Below are 14,145 nucleotides of genomic sequence, written 5' to 3' on the forward strand. Positions count from 1 at the left end.
TCCGCGCGGTGAGGATGAAGGCATGGGATTCCATGTCGACTCCGAAGCCGGGCGGCTGCGCCGCGTCATACTCCACCGTCCCGATCTGGAGCTGAAACGGCTCACCCCCAGGAACAAGGACGCGCTCCTGTTCGACGACGTCCTGTGGGTGCGCCGCGCCCGGGAGGAGCACGACGGGTTCGCCGATGTGCTCCGCGACCGTGGGGTCGCGGTGCACCTCTTCGGCGATCTCCTGCGCGAGTCCCTCGACATCCCGGTCGCCCGGCGGCTCGTGCTGGACCGGGTCTTCGACGAGAAGGAGTACGGCCCGCTCGCCACCGAGCATCTGCGGGCCGCCTTCGAGGAGTTGCCCTCGCGGGAGCTGGCTGAGGCGCTGGTCGGCGGCATGACCAAGCGGGAGTTCCTGGAGCGGCACAGCGAGCCGACCTCGGTCCGCTTCCATGTGATGGACCTGGACGACTTCCTGCTGGGCCCGCTGCCCAACCACCTTTTCACCCGTGACACCTCGGCGTGGATCTACGACGGGGTCTCCATCAACGCGATGCGCTGGCCGGCCCGGCAGCGCGAGACCGTCCACTTCGAGGCCATCTACCGCCACCACCCGCTCTTCACCGGCTCGGCGGCGGGCGCCTTCCATCACTGGTCGGAGGGCCAGGACGACTACCCCTCGACCATCGAGGGCGGTGACGTCCTGGTCATCGGGCAGGGCGCGGTCCTGATCGGGATGAGCGAGCGCACCACCCCGCAGGCGGTGGAGATGCTGGCCCGGGGCCTCTTCGACGCCGGTTCGGCGCGCACGATCGTGGCGCTCGACATGCCGAAGGCCCGTGCGTTCATGCACTTGGACACGGTGATGACGATGGTCGACGGCGACACGTTCACCCAGTACGCCGGTCTCGGCATGCTCCGCTCGTACACCATCGAGCCCGGCAGCGGCCCCCGGGAGCTGAAGGTCACCGACCATCCGCCCGAGCACATGCACCGGGCCATCGCCGCCGCCCTCGGCCTCGACTCCATCCGGGTGCTCACCGCCACCCAGGACGTCCACGCGGCCGAGCGCGAGCAGTGGGACGACGGCTGCAACGTTCTCGCGGTGGAGCCCGGTGTCGTCGTCGCGTACGAGCGCAACGCCACGACCAACACCTATCTGCGCAAGCAGGGCATCGAGGTGATCGAGATCCGGGGCAGCGAGCTGGGCCGGGGGCGCGGCGGGCCGCGCTGTATGAGCTGCCCGGTCGAGCGGGACCCGGTGGCGTGAAGGGCTACGAGAACGCACACCACCATGGCCCTGTATAGGGATGCGGTGTGTCGTATAGACTTCCAGTTCTGCCGAGCGCAGTGCGCCGATCCCCGCCCGACCCAGGAGCAGTCATCATGGCCATAGACCTCACCGGCCGCCACTTCCTCAAGGAGCTGGACTTCACCTCCGAGGAATTTCTCGGCCTGGTCTCGCTGGCCGCCGAGCTCAAGGCGGCCAAGAAGGCCGGGGTCGAGGTCCAGCGGCTGCGCGGGAAGAACATCGCGCTGATCTTCGAGAAGACCTCGACCCGTACGCGCTGCGCGTTCGAGGTCGCCGCCGCCGACCAGGGCGCCTCCACCACCTACCTCGACCCCTCGGGCTCCCAGATGGGCCACAAGGAGTCCGTGAAGGACACCGCCCGGGTGCTCGGCCGGATGTTCGACGCGATCGAGTACCGGGGCGACAGCCAGCAGGCCGTCGAGGAGCTGGCCGCGTACGGCGGGGTGCCGGTCTTCAACGGGCTCACCGACGACTGGCACCCCACCCAGATGCTCGCCGACGTGCTCACCATGGCCGAGCACGGCGACGGGCCCGTCACGGAGACGGCCTTCGCCTACCTCGGCGACGCCCGCTTCAACATGGGCAACTCCTACCTGGTCACCGGCGCCCTGCTCGGCCTGGACGTCAGGATCGTCGCCCCCGAGGCCTACTGGCCGGACGAGGCCGTCGTGGCGCGGGCCCGGAAGCTCGCCGAGGTCAGCGGCGCGACGATCACCCTCACCGCCGACGTCGCCGAAGGCGTGCGGGGCGCCGACTTCGTCGCCACCGACGTCTGGGTCTCGATGGGGGAGCCCAAGGAGGTGTGGGCCGAGCGCATCGCCGCGCTCGGCCCGTACGCCGTGACGATGGACGTCCTGCGGGCCACCGGCAACCCGGACGTGAAGTTCCTGCACTGCCTGCCCGCCTTCCACGACCTCGGCACCCAGGTGGGCCGGGACATCCACGCCAGGTACGGGCTGACCGAGCTGGAGGTCAGCGACGAGGTCTTCGAGTCCGCGCACTCGGTCGTCTTCGACCAGGCGGAGAACCGGATGCACACCATCAAGGCCGTACTGGTGGCGACACTCGCCGGGAAGTAGCCGCACGAGCCGTACGCATACGGGGCAGGGGTTCGCATGCTCATACACCCGATTGGGTGAACATGCGTGCTGGTGGCTACGATGTCGGCTCTTGGTGGGGTTCGGACCCGGGGAGACCCCCGCAGGGTCGAACCCCATACCTGTGCCGCCGCGCGCCGGCGCACGGGCCGTCCCCCCACTGCACCACCAGAGATGAGAACGTCCCGCATGAGCACCGGTCTGCCGCGATCCGGCACCCCGAAGCCCTCCGGCCCCCACCCGTCGGGCCTGCGCCGCAAGAGCCCCGAGCAGCTCATCGCCGAATCCGGCGGCGACCTGGAGGGCCACGGCCTCAAGCGCACGATGGGCCTCTTCCAGCTCGTCTGCTTCGGCGTCGGCGCGATCGTCGGCACCGGCATCTTCGTCGGGCTGTCCGACAGCGTCGCCGAGGCCGGGCCCGCCGTCGTGATCTCGTTCGTCCTCGCGGCGATCACCTGCATCTTCACCGCCCTGTCCTTCGCGGAGCTCGGCAGCGCCATCCCGGTCTCCGGAAGCTCGTACTCCTTCGCGTACGCGGCCCTCGGCGAGCGCACCGCCTTCCTCGTCGGCTGGTGCCTGCTGCTGGAGTACGGCGTCTCGGTCTCCGCCGTGGCGGTGGGCTGGAGCCAGTACGTCAACGAGCTGCTGAACAGTCTGATCGGCTGGGAACTCCCCGCGGCCCTGTCCTCCGGGCCCGGCGACGGCGGAGTGGTCAATCTGCCCGCGGTCGTCGTGATCGCCATGGCCGCCACCCTGCTGGTGCGCGGCGTCCGCGAGAGCGCCACCGCGACCGCCGCCATGGCGGTCCTCAAGATCGGCATCCTGATCGCGTTCTGCGCCGTGGCGTTCAGCGCGTTCCAGGACGACAACCTCATGCCGTTCGCCACCCACGGGCTCGGCGGGATCACCGCCGGCGCGTCGCTCGCGTTCTTCTCCTACATCGGCTTCGACGCCATCACCACCGCCGGCGAAGAGGTCAAGAACCCTCGTCGGAACATTCCGATCGCCATCCTGATCTGCATCGGCGTCGTCACCCTGCTCTACAGCGCGGTGGCGCTCTCGGCCATCGGCGCGATCGGCTCGGACGCCGTCGCGAACAAGAGCGCGGCCCTCTCGATCGCCGTCAACGAGGTCACCGACTCCACGGTCGGCGGCGGCATCATCGCCTTCGGCGCGGTCGTCGCCATCGCCTCGGTGGTGCTCGCCGTGATGTACGGGCAGACCCGCATCCTGATGTCGATGTCCCGCGACGGACTCATCCCGCGCGTCTTCGAACGGGTCTCGCCCAAGACCCACACCCCGGTCGTCAACACCTGGATCGTCGCCTGCGTCTTCGCGGTCCCGGCCGCGTTCGTCTCGCTCGACGTCGTCGTGAACCTGACGACCATCGGCACGCTCGCCACGATGGTCGCCGTCAATATCGCGGTGGTCGTGCTCCGCCGCCGCAACCCCGAGCTGAAGCGGACCTTCCGGGTGCCGCTCTACCCGGTCAGCCCGCTGCTGGGCGTCGTGTTCTGCGTCTATCTGATGTACGGGACCGGCTGGACGACCTGGGTCCAGTTCGCGGTCTTCCTGGCCGTCGGCTCGCTGCTCTACGCCGGCTACGGCCGCAAGCGCTCCCGGCTGGTCAGCTCCCCGGGGACGGACCCGGCTGTGCCGGTATCGCCGGAAGCGTGAACCACACGGCCTTGCCGTGCTCCGTGGTGCGGTGACCGCACGCGGAGCTGAGGGTCCGGATCAGCAGCAGGCCGCGGCCGTGCTCCTGCCAGGGGTCGACCTCACAGCCCGGCTGCGGCCGGGAGAGGTCGCCCGGCGGGGCGGGGTCGCGGTCGTGCACCTCGACCTGACAGCCGGTGGGCAGCAGCTCCACGACCAGCTCGATGGGCTCGCCGCCCCGCGTGTGCTCGACCGCGTTGGCCACCAGCTCGGCGGTCAGCAGCTCGGCGGTGTCGCTGTCGGCCGGGGCGTCGATGTCCGACAGCGCCGTACGGACGAGAGCGCGCGCGATCGGCACGGCCGCGGTGGAGTGCGGCAGGGCGATGCGCCAGGAGGCGGGAACGGGGACGTCGGGCGGCACGGCAGGGTTTCCGTTCGGGAGCGGGTCTTCCTGAAGCGGGAGGTCTCGGCCCTCGGGTACGCGTCTTGCGGGGTTCACGCCGTACTCGTGTCGGGACTTCCTGGATTCAACCTTACGAACCGCTCCGGTCCAGCCATAGAGGCGGTCGGCCGGAGCAAAGGGGACTTTCGCCACAACACTCTCATGGATGCGGTATTGCGACCTCGTGACGGCAGTCACGCATGAGTGATAACTTCGGAGGCGGAACGCCACCCGCGCACGGCCGGCACCAGCCCGATCGCTGAAGGGGACCCCTCCATGAGCCCGTTTCCCAGCTCCGCCCCGAGCACCGAGGAATGGCGACATCTGCGGCTGACCCGGGACGACGGTGTGGTGACCGTCACATTCGACCGGCCCGAGAAACTCAACGCGCTCACCTTCGGCGCCTACGCGGATCTGCGCGACCTCCTCGCCGAACTCTCCCGGGAACGTTCCGTCCGTGCCCTCGTCCTCGCCGGTGAGGGGCGAGGCTTCTGCTCCGGCGGAGACGTGGACGAGATCATCGGCGCCACCCTGGCCATGGACACCGCTCAGCTCCTCGACTTCAACCGGATGACCGGGCAGGTCGTCCGGGCCCTGCGGGAGTGCCCCTTCCCCGTCGTCGCCGCCGTCCACGGGGTCGCGGCGGGCGCCGGCGCCGTCCTGGCCCTCGCCGCCGACTTCCGGGTCGCCGACCCCTCGGCCCGCTTCGCCTTCCTCTTCACCCGGGTCGGCCTCTCCGGCGGCGACATGGGCGCGGCCTATCTGCTGCCCCGGGTCGTCGGCCTCGGCCACGCCACCCGGCTCCTGATGCTCGGGGAGGCCGTCCGCGCCCCCGAGGCGGAGCGCATCGGCCTGATCAGCGAGCTGGCCGAGGAGGGAAAGGCCGACGAGCGCGCCGCCGAGCTGGCCCGCCGCCTCGCCGAAGGCCCCGCCCTCGCCCTCGCCCAGACCAAGGCCCTGCTCACCGCCGAGCTGGACATGCCGCTGGCCGCCTCCGTCGAGCTGGACGCCAACACCCAGGCCCTCCTGATGCACGGCGAGGACTACGCAGAGTTCCACGCCGCCTTCACCGAGAAGCGGCCGCCGAAGTGGCAGGGGCGGTAGCCGTGGCCGGGTCGTCCGTGCGGCGCATCGCGGTCATCGGCGGCGGCCCCGGCGGGCTCTACGCCGCGGCCCTCCTCAAGCGCCTCGGCCCGGACCGCGAGGTCACCGTCTTCGAGCGCAACGCCCCCGACGACACCTTCGGCTTCGGCGTCGTCCTCTCCGACGAGACCCTCGGCGGCATCGAACACGCCGACCCCGAGGTCTACCGGGCGCTGAGCCGCGAGTTCGTCCGCTGGGACACCATCGACATCGTCCACCGCGGCCGCACCCACACCTCCGGCGGCCACGGCTTCGCCGCCCTCGGCCGCCGCCGGCTCCTGGAGATCCTGCACGAACGCTGCGCCGGCCTCGGCGTCGACCTCCGCTTCCGCACCGTGGCCCCGCCCGCCGCCGAGCTGGCCGCCCACCACGACCTGGTCATCGCCGCCGACGGGGTGCACAGCGCCACCCGCGCCGCGCACGCCGACGCCTTCGGCCCGGACATCACCGGGCACCGCAACCGCTACATCTGGCTCGCCGCCGACTTCGCGCTCGACGCCTTCCGCTTCGAGATCGCCGAAACCCCGTACGGCGTCATGCAGTTGCACGGCTACCCGTACGCGGCGGACGCCTCCACCGTCATCGTCGAGATGCGCGAGGAGGTGTGGCGCGCCGCCGGGCTCGACACCTGTGACGCGGCCGAATCCACCGCCCGCTGCGCCAAGTTCTTCACCGAGGCCCTGGACGGCCGCCCCCTCCACGGCAACCGGTCCTCCTGGCTCGCCTTCCGTACGGTCACCAACTCCCGCTGGTCCCACGGCAACACGGTGCTCATCGGCGACGCGGCCCACACCGCCCACTTCTCCATCGGCTCCGGCACCAAGCTCGCCGTCGAGGACGCCCTGGCGCTGGCCGCCTGCGTCGAGGAACAGCCGGACCTGCCGGCGGCGCTGGCCGCGTACGAGGCCGAGCGCCGCCCGGTCGTCGCCTCCACCCAGCGCGCCGCAGCCGCCAGCCTGCACTGGTTCGAGGAGCTGGCCACCTATGTGGAACAGCCGCCCCGGCGCTTCGCGTTCAACCTGCTCACCCGCAGCCGCCGGGTCACCCACGACAACCTCCGGCTGCGCGACGCCTCGTTCACCGCCGCCGTGGAGGAGGAGTTCGGCTGCCCGCCCGGCACCCCGCCGATGTTCACCCCGCTGCGGCTGCGCGGCCTGGAGCTGCGCAACCGCGTCGTCGTCTCGCCCATGGACATGTACTCCGCCACCGACGGACTCCCGGGCGACTTCCACCTCGTCCACCTCGGCGCCCGCGCGCTCGGCGGCGCCGGGCTCATCATGACGGAGATGGTCTGCGTCAGCCCCGAGGGCCGCATCACACCCGGCTGCACCGGTCTGTGGACCGACGAACAGGCCACCGCCTGGCGGCGGATCACCGATTTCGTCCACACCTCCGCCCCCGGCGCGGCCATCGGCGTCCAGCTCGGCCACTCCGGCCGCAAGGGCTCCACCAAGCTCATGTGGGAGGGCATCGACCAGCCCCTGGAGAGCGGCAACTGGCCCCTGGCAGCCGCCTCTTCGCTCCCGTACGTGCCCGGCGTCAACCAGGTCCCGGCGGAGCTGGACCGGGCCGGACTGGACGCCGTCCGCGAGCAGTTCGCGGCGGCGGCCCGGCGCGCCGCGAGCAGCGGCTTCGACCTCCTTGAACTCCACTGCGCCCACGGCTATCTGCTCTCCGGCTTCCTCTCCCCGCTCACCAACCACCGCACCGACGCCTACGGCGGATCACTGGCGAACCGCCTCCGCTTCCCCCTCGAAGTCTTCGACGCCGTGCGCGAAGTCTGGCCGCGGGAACGGCCGATGACCGTCCGGATCTCCGCCACCGACTGGGCCGAGGGCGGCACCGACGCGGCCGACGCCATCACGATCGCCCGCGCCTTCGCCGAGCACGGGGCCGACGCCATCGACGTCTCCACCGGCCAGGTCGTGCCCGAGGAGCGCCCCGAGTACGGCCGCTCCTACCAGACCCCGTACGCCGACCGGATCCGCAACACCGTCGACGTCCCCGTCATCGCGGTCGGCGCGATCTCCTCCTGGGACGACGTCAACTCCCTGCTCCTGGCGGGCCGCGCCGACCTCTGCGCCCTGGCCCGCCCCCATCTGTACGACCCGCACTGGACCCTCCACGCGGCCGCCGAACAGGGCTACAGCGGACCCGGCGCGCCCTGGCCGCTCCCGTACGGCGCGGGCAGCCGTACCCCGCCCACCGGCCGCACCGACGCACCGAAGCCCCGGCTCACGCTGGGGTGACCGGACAGGTGTGACAGAGGCACCCGGCGGGGTGCGGCGCGCCGTGGTGGGTCTCGCGGTATCCGGCGGCGAGCCGCTCCAGCAGGCCGGCCAGCTCCTCGGCCTCCTCCCGCGACCGCGGGCGCACGCCGATCGCCGCGGCCCGGCGTAGCACGGCCGGCGCGAACACCGGCTTCGCCCGGAAGGTGTGCAGATGGCGCGAGCCCGTGTCGACGGTGATCCAGCGGCCGGTGCGGGCACGCCCGATGGTGGTCACCTGCTCGTGCGCCATGCCCGGGTAGCTGTCGACGACGTACACCTTCGCCCCGCCCCGGTACGTCCTGGTGCCCGGCCGCAGCTCCTGTCCGCCGTCCCCGTACCGCCGCCACCGCACGACGTTCGCGGCGACCAGCCACAGCGGCTCCGGCACGACGGGCTCGGCCGTCACCTGTTCCTCCTCAACTGCACCCGGTCCGCCACCGGTTCGTAACCGACGCGCAGATACACGCCGTTGCTCGTCGGGTTCGCCAGGTCCGTGAAGAGCAGCACCTCCGCCGCGCCCTCCGCCAGGGCAGCCCGGGACGCCTCGGCCGTGACGGCGGCCGCGTACCCCCGGCCACGGAACTCCGGCGGCGTGTACACCGACGTCACCCGCACCGTGCCCGCCAGCATCCGGGAGCGCCCCGCCAGCGCCACCGGCGCCCCGCCGCTCTCCCAGAGGGTGAGCGACCCGCGTTCCGTGCCCTCGTCCACCAGCCACTCGGCCGAGGACTCGGCCTGCCCGGTCGCGTCGGCGAACCCCCGCACCCAGGCCACCAGCAGTGCCCGGTCCGCCCGCGTCGCCGCCCTGGCCCGGCCCTCCGGGGCGGGGGAGGGCGGCCGGAGCGCGCCCAGCCGGTACAGCTGCTGCTCCCGCACGGTCCGGTAGCCCGGCAGCAGGGCGGTCAGCAGCGCCGCGGTGTCCCGGTCCGCGTCGACCCCGTCCAGGTCGGGACCCGACCCCAGGTCCGCCACCAGCGGCCCCACCGCCTCCGCGGGCACGGCGGTCAGCAGCGCCCCATGGGGCGGAGTGCGCACCAGGGTTCCCGCCACCGCCCCGTCCGCCCCGCGCCACCAGCCGAGCACGGGATCGCCCGCACCGTAGTGATGTGCGCCGGAACGCTTCAGTCGCTCGGTGACCGTCAGTGCCACCGTGTGCTCGACCGGCCGTGCGGCGAGCGAGGCGCCGGCCGAGGCGAGGAACACGTCGACATCGTCGGTGAAGGTCCAGGTCATGCCTCATCCTGCCCGGGTACGGGGGCCCGGGGCACCCGGATTTCACCCCCGGCGGGGCCTACCCCCGTACGTACTGCTCCCCGGCGTCCCGCAGCCGCTCGTGCAGCCGGCCGAACACTTCCGCCGACCGGCCGCCCGGCCAGTCCGCGGGCAGCAGCTCCGGCGGCAGACCCGGGTCCGCGTACGGGAGTTGCCGCCAGGAGTCCAGCGCCAGCAGATAGTCGCGGTAGGCGGTCTGCGGGCGGGGTTCGTCGTCGGCGTCCCCGGCCGCCTCCCAGTCCCGCAGCACCGGCTCGTGCAGTTCCAGGAAGTCGTGGTGCAGACGGGCCACCGCACCCAGGTCCCACCAGCGGGCGACCGCCTCGCGGGTGGCGGCGAAGCCGAGGTGCTCGCCGCGGAACAGATCGACGTACGGGGCGAGTTCGAGCCGTTCCAGGGTGTGCCGGGTCTCCTCGTACAGACCGGCCGGGGCGATCCACACCCCGGGCGCGGCCGTGCCGAAGCCGAGGCGGGCCAGCCGGGAGCGCAGCAGATGGCGCTTGCTGCGCTCCGCCTCGGGCACGGAGAACACCGCGAGCACCCAGCCGTCGGCGAGGCTCGGCGCGGGGTGCCGGTAGATCCGCCGGTCGCCGTCGTCCAGCAGCTGCCGGGCGTCCGGCGACAGCGCGTAGCCCGCCGAGCCGTCCCCGGCCCGGGCGGCCACCAGCAGCCCGCGCCGCTTCAGCCGCGAGACGCAGGACCGTACGGACGGGGCGTCGACGCCCACGGCGTGCAGCAGGCGGATCAGCTCCGACACCGCGAACGGCGAACCGTCCGCCGGACGGCCGTAGGCGCCGTAGAGCGTGATGATCAGGGAGCGGGGGGTGCGCAGCTCGGCCACGTGATCACTCTAGGCTTTGTTTTCCCTGAGCAGGAACCGCTGGAGTTTGCCGGTCGCGGTGCGTGGCAGGGACTCCTCGAACACGAAGACGCGCGGGCACTTGTGCGGGGCCAGGTTGGCTTTCATATGGGCGCGCAGCGAGTCGGCCGTCTGCTCGGAGCCCTCCGTCAGCACCACATGCGCCACCACGATCTCGCCGCGCAGTTCGTCCGCCCGGCCCACCACGGCGGCCTCCGCGACCTCCGGATGGCGCAGCAGGGCGTCCTCCACCTCGGGGCCCGCGATGTTGTAGCCGGAGGAGATGATCATGTCGTCGGCGCGGGCCACGTAACGGAAGTAGCCGTCCGGTTCACGGACGAAGGTGTCGCCCGTCAGATTCCAGCCGTGCCGGACGTACTCCGTCTGCCGGGGGTCGGCGAGATAGCGGCAGCCGACCGGGCCGCGCACGGCGAGCAGGCCCGCCTCGCCGTCGGGCAGCTCGTCGCCGTGCTCGTCCACCACCCGGGCCTGCCAGCCCGGCACGGGCACCCCCGTCATGCCCGGCCGGATCGCGTCGTCGGCCGCCGAGATGAAGATGTGCAGCAGTTCGGTGGCGCCGATGCCGTTGATGATGCGCAGCCCCGTCGCCTCGTACCAGGCCTGCCAGGTCGCCGCCGGGAGGTTCTCCCCGGCCGACACGCAGCGGCGCAGCGCCGAGAGGTCGTGGCCGTCCAGCTGACCGAGCATCGTGCGGTAGGCCGTCGGCGCGGTGAACAGCACCGAGACCCGGTGCCGGGCCAGCGCGGGCAGCAGCTGCTTCGGGCCCGCCTGCTCCAGCAGCAGCGTGGACGCCCCGGCCCGCAGCGGGAAGACCAGCAGCCCGCCCAGGCCGAAGGTGAAGCCCAGCGGCGGGCTGCCCGTGAACACGTCGTCGGCCGAGGGCCGCAGCACCTGGGCGGAGAAGGTGTCGGCGATGGCCAGCAGGTCCCGGTGGAAGTGCATACAGCCCTTGGGGCGCCCGGTGGTCCCCGAGGTGAACGCGATGAGCGCGACCTCGTCGGCGGCCGTGTCCACCGCCCGGTAAGGGCCGGAACCGGAGTGCGCGGCGGCCAGCCGGGTGAGGTCCGCGGGTCCGTCCCCGCCGAACGCGGTGATCCGCAGACCGGCCACGCCCGCCTCCGCCAGATCCGCCGTCGACCGGGCGTCGCACAGCGCGTGGTCGATCCGCGCCAGCGAGCAGATGGTGGCCAGCTCACCCGCGCGGGCCTGCGCCAGTACGGTGACGGCGATCGCGCCCGCCTTCATGACGGCGAGCCAGCAGGCGGCCAGCCAGGGCGTGGTCGGCCCGCGCAGCAGCACCCGGTTGCCCGGTACGACGCCCAGGTCCTCCGTCAGCACATGGGCGACGCGGTCCACGGTCTCCCGCAGTTCGCCGTAGCTCCAGACGGTTCCGTCGCCGGAGCGCAGGGCGGGGCGGTCGGCGCCGAACTCCTCGACGGTGCGGTCCAGCAGTTCGTGCCCGCAGTTCAGCCGGTCGGGGTAGTGCGGCGCCGGATCGTCCAGGAGGAGTTCCGGCCACTGGTCCGGCGGTGGGAGATGGTCGCGCGCGAAGGTGTCGATGTGGGCACCGGTGGCGCGACCGGTCGGCTCGTGAGGCGCGCCGGGGACGCGTACGGACGCGTCGGCGGCGGCTGTGGGCGTGTTCGGCGAGGAATTCGGCTCCATGAAGGATCGCCCCCTTGTCGCCTCTGGAGCGTATCGTTTGGGTGACGGTAGTCAACGGTCCGCGATAAGACATGGGTCAACGGTCCGCGATGAGACATGACGTGCGGTGCGAAAGGGCATGACGTGCGCAGCGACGCGACGAGCTGCCGCGCGACGCGACAGGACACGCGAAACGACGCGACAAGAGAGGCGCCGCCATGACGGCATTCTCCCTCGAACCGGAACAAACCGCCTGGTGCGAGGAGCTGCGCACCCTCGCCGCACAGGAGCTGCGCCCGCTGGCGGAGAAGGGCGAGCCCGGGCACGTCAACCGCCCGCTGCTGGCCGCCCTCGGCGAGCTGGGCCTGCTGGAACGGATGTTCGGCTCCGGGGCTCTTGATCTGTGCCTCCTCCGCGAGTCCCTGGCCCGGGGTTGCACCGAGGCCGAGACCGCGCTCGCCCTCCAGGGGCTCGGCACCACCCCGATCGTCCAGGCGGGCACCCCCGCCCACCGCGAGCGCTGGCTCCCGGAGGTCCGGGCCGGGCGGGCCGTCGCCGCGTTCGCGCTGAGCGAGCCGGGCGCGGGCTCCGACGCGGCGGCCCTGAGCCTGGCCGCCGAGCACACCCCGGCCGGCTGGGCGCTCACCGGCGAGAAATGCTGGATTTCCAACGCCCCCGAGGCCGACTTCGCCGTGGTCTTCGCCCGGACGACCCCCGGCGCGGGCTCCCGGGGCATCACCGCGTTCCTGGTCCCGTCCGACCGGCCGGGACTCACCGGCTCCGCCCTCGACATGCTCTCCCCGCACCCCATCGGCACCCTGGAGTTCGACGGCGTACCGGTCACCGCCGACGACGTCCTCGGCGAGCCCGACCGGGGCTTCCGGGTCGCGATGAACACCCTCAACCTCTTCCGGCCCAGCGTCGGGGCCTTCGCCGTCGGGATGGCCCGCGCCGCCCTCGACGCGACCCTGGAGCACACCGCCCGCCGCACCGCGTTCGGCGGTCCGCTGAGCGACCTCCAGGCCGTCTCGCACCAGGTCGCCGAGATGGCCACCCGCACCGAGGCCGCCCGGCTGTTGGTGTACGCGGCGGCAGCGGCGTACGACGCGGGGGAGAGCGGGGTGCCGCGCCGCGCGGCGATGGCCAAGCTGTACGCCACCGAGACCGCGCAGTACGTCGTCGACGCCGCGGTCCAGCTGCACGGCGCCCGGGCCCTGCGCCGGGGCCATCTGCTCGAACACCTCTACCGCGAGGTCCGCGCGCCGCGCATCTACGAGGGCGCGAGCGAGGTGCAGCGCACCATCATCGCCAAGGAGCTGTACGCGAACGCCGCACAGCGGCCCGGCCCCCACGAGCCGCCCGCCCCGGCGCCCGAACCCCCCGCCCAGCAGCCCGCGTCCCCGATCCAGGAGCCGCCCGCATGAGTCCGTCCCACCGGATCAACCCGGCCGAACTCTCCCCGCCCACCGGCTTCTCGCACGCCGTCGTCGCCACCGGCGGGCATCTGGTCTTCCTCGCCGGGCAGACCGCGCTCGACGCGGACGGCAAGGTCGTCGGGGCCACGCTGCCCGACCAGTTCGCCGTCGCGCTGGGCAATCTGCTCACCGCCCTCCACGCGGCCGGCGGCGCCCCCGCCGACCTCGCCCGGGTCACCGTCTACGCCACCGACGTCGCCGACTACCGCTCCCACGCGGCCGAACTGGGCCGGACCTGGCGCAGGCTCGCCGGGCGCGACTACCCGGCGATGGCGGTCATCGGGGTGGCCCGGCTCTGGGACGAGCAGGCGATGGTCGAGATCGACGGGGTCGCGGTCCTGCCGTGAGGCGCCGGCCCCCGAGTAGCGGCGGCGCGGCGGCGGAGCGAGGCTGAAGGGGTCCGGATGCCGACCCGCCCAGGAGAGTCAGCGGTGCCCAGCCAGCCGCCCCCGCGCCCCGCCGCCCGGTCCTATGACGGCGAGGGCATCGTCGTGGGCTTCGACGCGCACCGCTGTCTGCACGCCGCCGAGTGCGTGCGCGGGCTCCCCGCCGTCTTCGACGTCGACCGCCGCCCCTGGGTCCAGCCCGACAACGCCTCCGCTGACGAGGTCGCCGACGTCATCCACCGCTGCCCGAGCGGCGCCCTCCAGTACCACCGCACCGACGGCATGCCCGACGAGGTCCCCGACGTCCCCACCCATGTGTCACTGCACGCCGACGGGGTGCTCCACCTGCGCGGCGACCTCGAAGTCGCCACCGCGTACGGCCCCCGCCACGAGACCCGGGTGATGCTCTGCGGCTGCGGCGCCACCGGCAACACGCCGTACTGCGACCACAGCGGCCCCTGCGCCGAACACGGCTGAGCCGGTCCGCGCGACCGGGCCCCGGACACAGCGGCCGGGAGGTGCGCGGCGCGCCGGTCGGGTGAATCGGCCCGAGAGATATATCTGTATTTAGTGCCCTTTA

The 14,145-nt window shown here is 72.7% G+C and carries 13 protein-coding genes; 8 read left to right on the top strand and 5 right to left on the bottom strand.

Annotated features, from left to right (window positions below):
* Positions 1–22 precede the first annotated feature (22 nt).
* From ACSMXR_RS29190 to ACSMXR_RS29200, 3 genes are all read left to right on the top strand, one after another.
* Entirely contained in the window at positions 23–1,258 is a 1,236-nt protein-coding gene (locus ACSMXR_RS29190) for an arginine deiminase (protein ID WP_364882172.1), read from the top strand.
* Between the two features lie 116 nt (positions 1,259–1,374).
* On the top strand, positions 1,375–2,379 hold the full coding sequence (argF, locus tag ACSMXR_RS29195; RefSeq protein WP_103509304.1) for an ornithine carbamoyltransferase: 1,005 nt from the start codon (positions 1,375–1,377) through the stop codon (positions 2,377–2,379).
* Positions 2,380–2,586: 207 nt separating this feature from the next.
* Positions 2,587–4,074, top strand: a complete 1,488-nt coding sequence (locus ACSMXR_RS29200; RefSeq protein WP_218524426.1) for an amino acid permease — start codon at positions 2,587–2,589, stop codon at positions 4,072–4,074.
* Here the strand turns inward: ACSMXR_RS29200 and ACSMXR_RS29205 are convergent.
* Positions 4,025–4,474, bottom strand: a complete 450-nt coding sequence (locus ACSMXR_RS29205) for an ATP-binding protein (RefSeq protein WP_030079871.1) — start codon at positions 4,472–4,474, stop codon at positions 4,025–4,027. The two genes, ACSMXR_RS29200 and ACSMXR_RS29205, sit on opposite strands and share 50 nt — an antisense overlap.
* 297 nt (positions 4,475–4,771) lie before the next feature.
* On the opposite strand from ACSMXR_RS29205, the gene ACSMXR_RS29210 reads away from it, so the two are divergent.
* Positions 4,772–5,599 (top strand): enoyl-CoA hydratase family protein, encoded by an 828-nt coding sequence (locus ACSMXR_RS29210; protein ID WP_218524425.1) that lies wholly within the window; start codon positions 4,772–4,774, stop codon positions 5,597–5,599.
* On the top strand, positions 5,584–7,887 hold the full coding sequence (locus ACSMXR_RS29215; RefSeq protein WP_473170242.1) for a bifunctional salicylyl-CoA 5-hydroxylase/oxidoreductase: 2,304 nt from the start codon (positions 5,584–5,586) through the stop codon (positions 7,885–7,887). Before ACSMXR_RS29210 ends, ACSMXR_RS29215 begins: the two co-directional genes overlap by 16 nt.
* Here the strand turns inward: ACSMXR_RS29215 and ACSMXR_RS29220 are convergent.
* The 4 genes from ACSMXR_RS29220 to ACSMXR_RS29235 are packed head-to-tail and all read right to left on the bottom strand — an operon-like array spanning position 7,874 to position 11,725.
* Positions 7,874–8,314 (bottom strand): hypothetical protein, encoded by a 441-nt coding sequence (locus tag ACSMXR_RS29220; RefSeq protein WP_473170243.1) that lies wholly within the window; start codon positions 8,312–8,314, stop codon positions 7,874–7,876. The genes ACSMXR_RS29215 and ACSMXR_RS29220 overlap by 14 nt on opposite strands.
* On the bottom strand, positions 8,311–9,141 hold the full coding sequence (locus ACSMXR_RS29225) for a GNAT family N-acetyltransferase (protein ID WP_473170244.1): 831 nt from the start codon (positions 9,139–9,141) through the stop codon (positions 8,311–8,313). Before ACSMXR_RS29225 ends, ACSMXR_RS29220 begins: the two co-directional genes overlap by 4 nt.
* 58 nt (positions 9,142–9,199) lie before the next feature.
* Positions 9,200–10,021 carry a PaaX family transcriptional regulator gene (locus ACSMXR_RS29230; protein ID WP_376187748.1) on the bottom strand — a complete coding sequence of 274 codons (822 nt, stop codon included), beginning with the start codon at positions 10,019–10,021 and terminating at the stop codon, positions 9,200–9,202.
* Positions 10,022–10,030: 9 nt separating this feature from the next.
* Positions 10,031–11,725 (bottom strand): AMP-binding protein, encoded by a 1,695-nt coding sequence (locus tag ACSMXR_RS29235; RefSeq protein WP_473170245.1) that lies wholly within the window; start codon positions 11,723–11,725, stop codon positions 10,031–10,033.
* Between the two features lie 197 nt (positions 11,726–11,922).
* Between ACSMXR_RS29235 and ACSMXR_RS29240 the strand changes: the two genes are divergently transcribed.
* From ACSMXR_RS29240 to ACSMXR_RS29250, 3 genes are read left to right on the top strand one after another with little or no spacing between them, the layout of a single operon-like run.
* Positions 11,923–13,128, top strand: coding sequence for an acyl-CoA dehydrogenase family protein (locus tag ACSMXR_RS29240; RefSeq protein WP_473170246.1), 1,206 nt, complete (start codon positions 11,923–11,925; stop codon positions 13,126–13,128).
* A complete protein-coding gene (locus tag ACSMXR_RS29245; protein ID WP_137230356.1) occupies positions 13,125–13,526 on the top strand; it encodes a RidA family protein in 402 nt (133 codons plus the stop codon). Before ACSMXR_RS29240 ends, ACSMXR_RS29245 begins: the two co-directional genes overlap by 4 nt.
* Positions 13,527–13,583: 57 nt before the next feature.
* Positions 13,584–14,042: a (4Fe-4S)-binding protein gene (locus tag ACSMXR_RS29250; protein ID WP_170994450.1), complete on the top strand. Its 459-nt coding sequence runs from the start codon at positions 13,584–13,586 to the stop codon at positions 14,040–14,042.
* Positions 14,043–14,145: the final 103 nt, after the last annotated feature.

It is taken from the genome of Streptomyces sp. DSM 106670, from assembly GCF_055792845.1.

Coding starts and splice junctions, on each gene's coding strand:
- argF (WP_103509304.1), top strand. CDS start 1,375: ATGGCCATAGACCTCACCGGCCGCCACTTCCTCAAGGAGCTGGACTTC.
- ACSMXR_RS29190 (WP_364882172.1), top strand. CDS start 23: ATGGGATTCCATGTCGACTCCGAAGCCGGGCGGCTGCGCCGCGTCATA.
- ACSMXR_RS29240 (WP_473170246.1), top strand. CDS start 11,923: ATGACGGCATTCTCCCTCGAACCGGAACAAACCGCCTGGTGCGAGGAG.
- ACSMXR_RS29200 (WP_218524426.1), top strand. CDS start 2,587: ATGAGCACCGGTCTGCCGCGATCCGGCACCCCGAAGCCCTCCGGCCCC.
- ACSMXR_RS29210 (WP_218524425.1), top strand. CDS start 4,772: ATGAGCCCGTTTCCCAGCTCCGCCCCGAGCACCGAGGAATGGCGACAT.
- ACSMXR_RS29245 (WP_137230356.1), top strand. CDS start 13,125: ATGAGTCCGTCCCACCGGATCAACCCGGCCGAACTCTCCCCGCCCACC.
- ACSMXR_RS29225 (WP_473170244.1), bottom strand. CDS start 9,141: ATGACCTGGACCTTCACCGACGATGTCGACGTGTTCCTCGCCTCGGCC.
- ACSMXR_RS29235 (WP_473170245.1), bottom strand. CDS start 11,725: ATGGAGCCGAATTCCTCGCCGAACACGCCCACAGCCGCCGCCGACGCG.
- ACSMXR_RS29250 (WP_170994450.1), top strand. CDS start 13,584: ATGCCGACCCGCCCAGGAGAGTCAGCGGTGCCCAGCCAGCCGCCCCCG.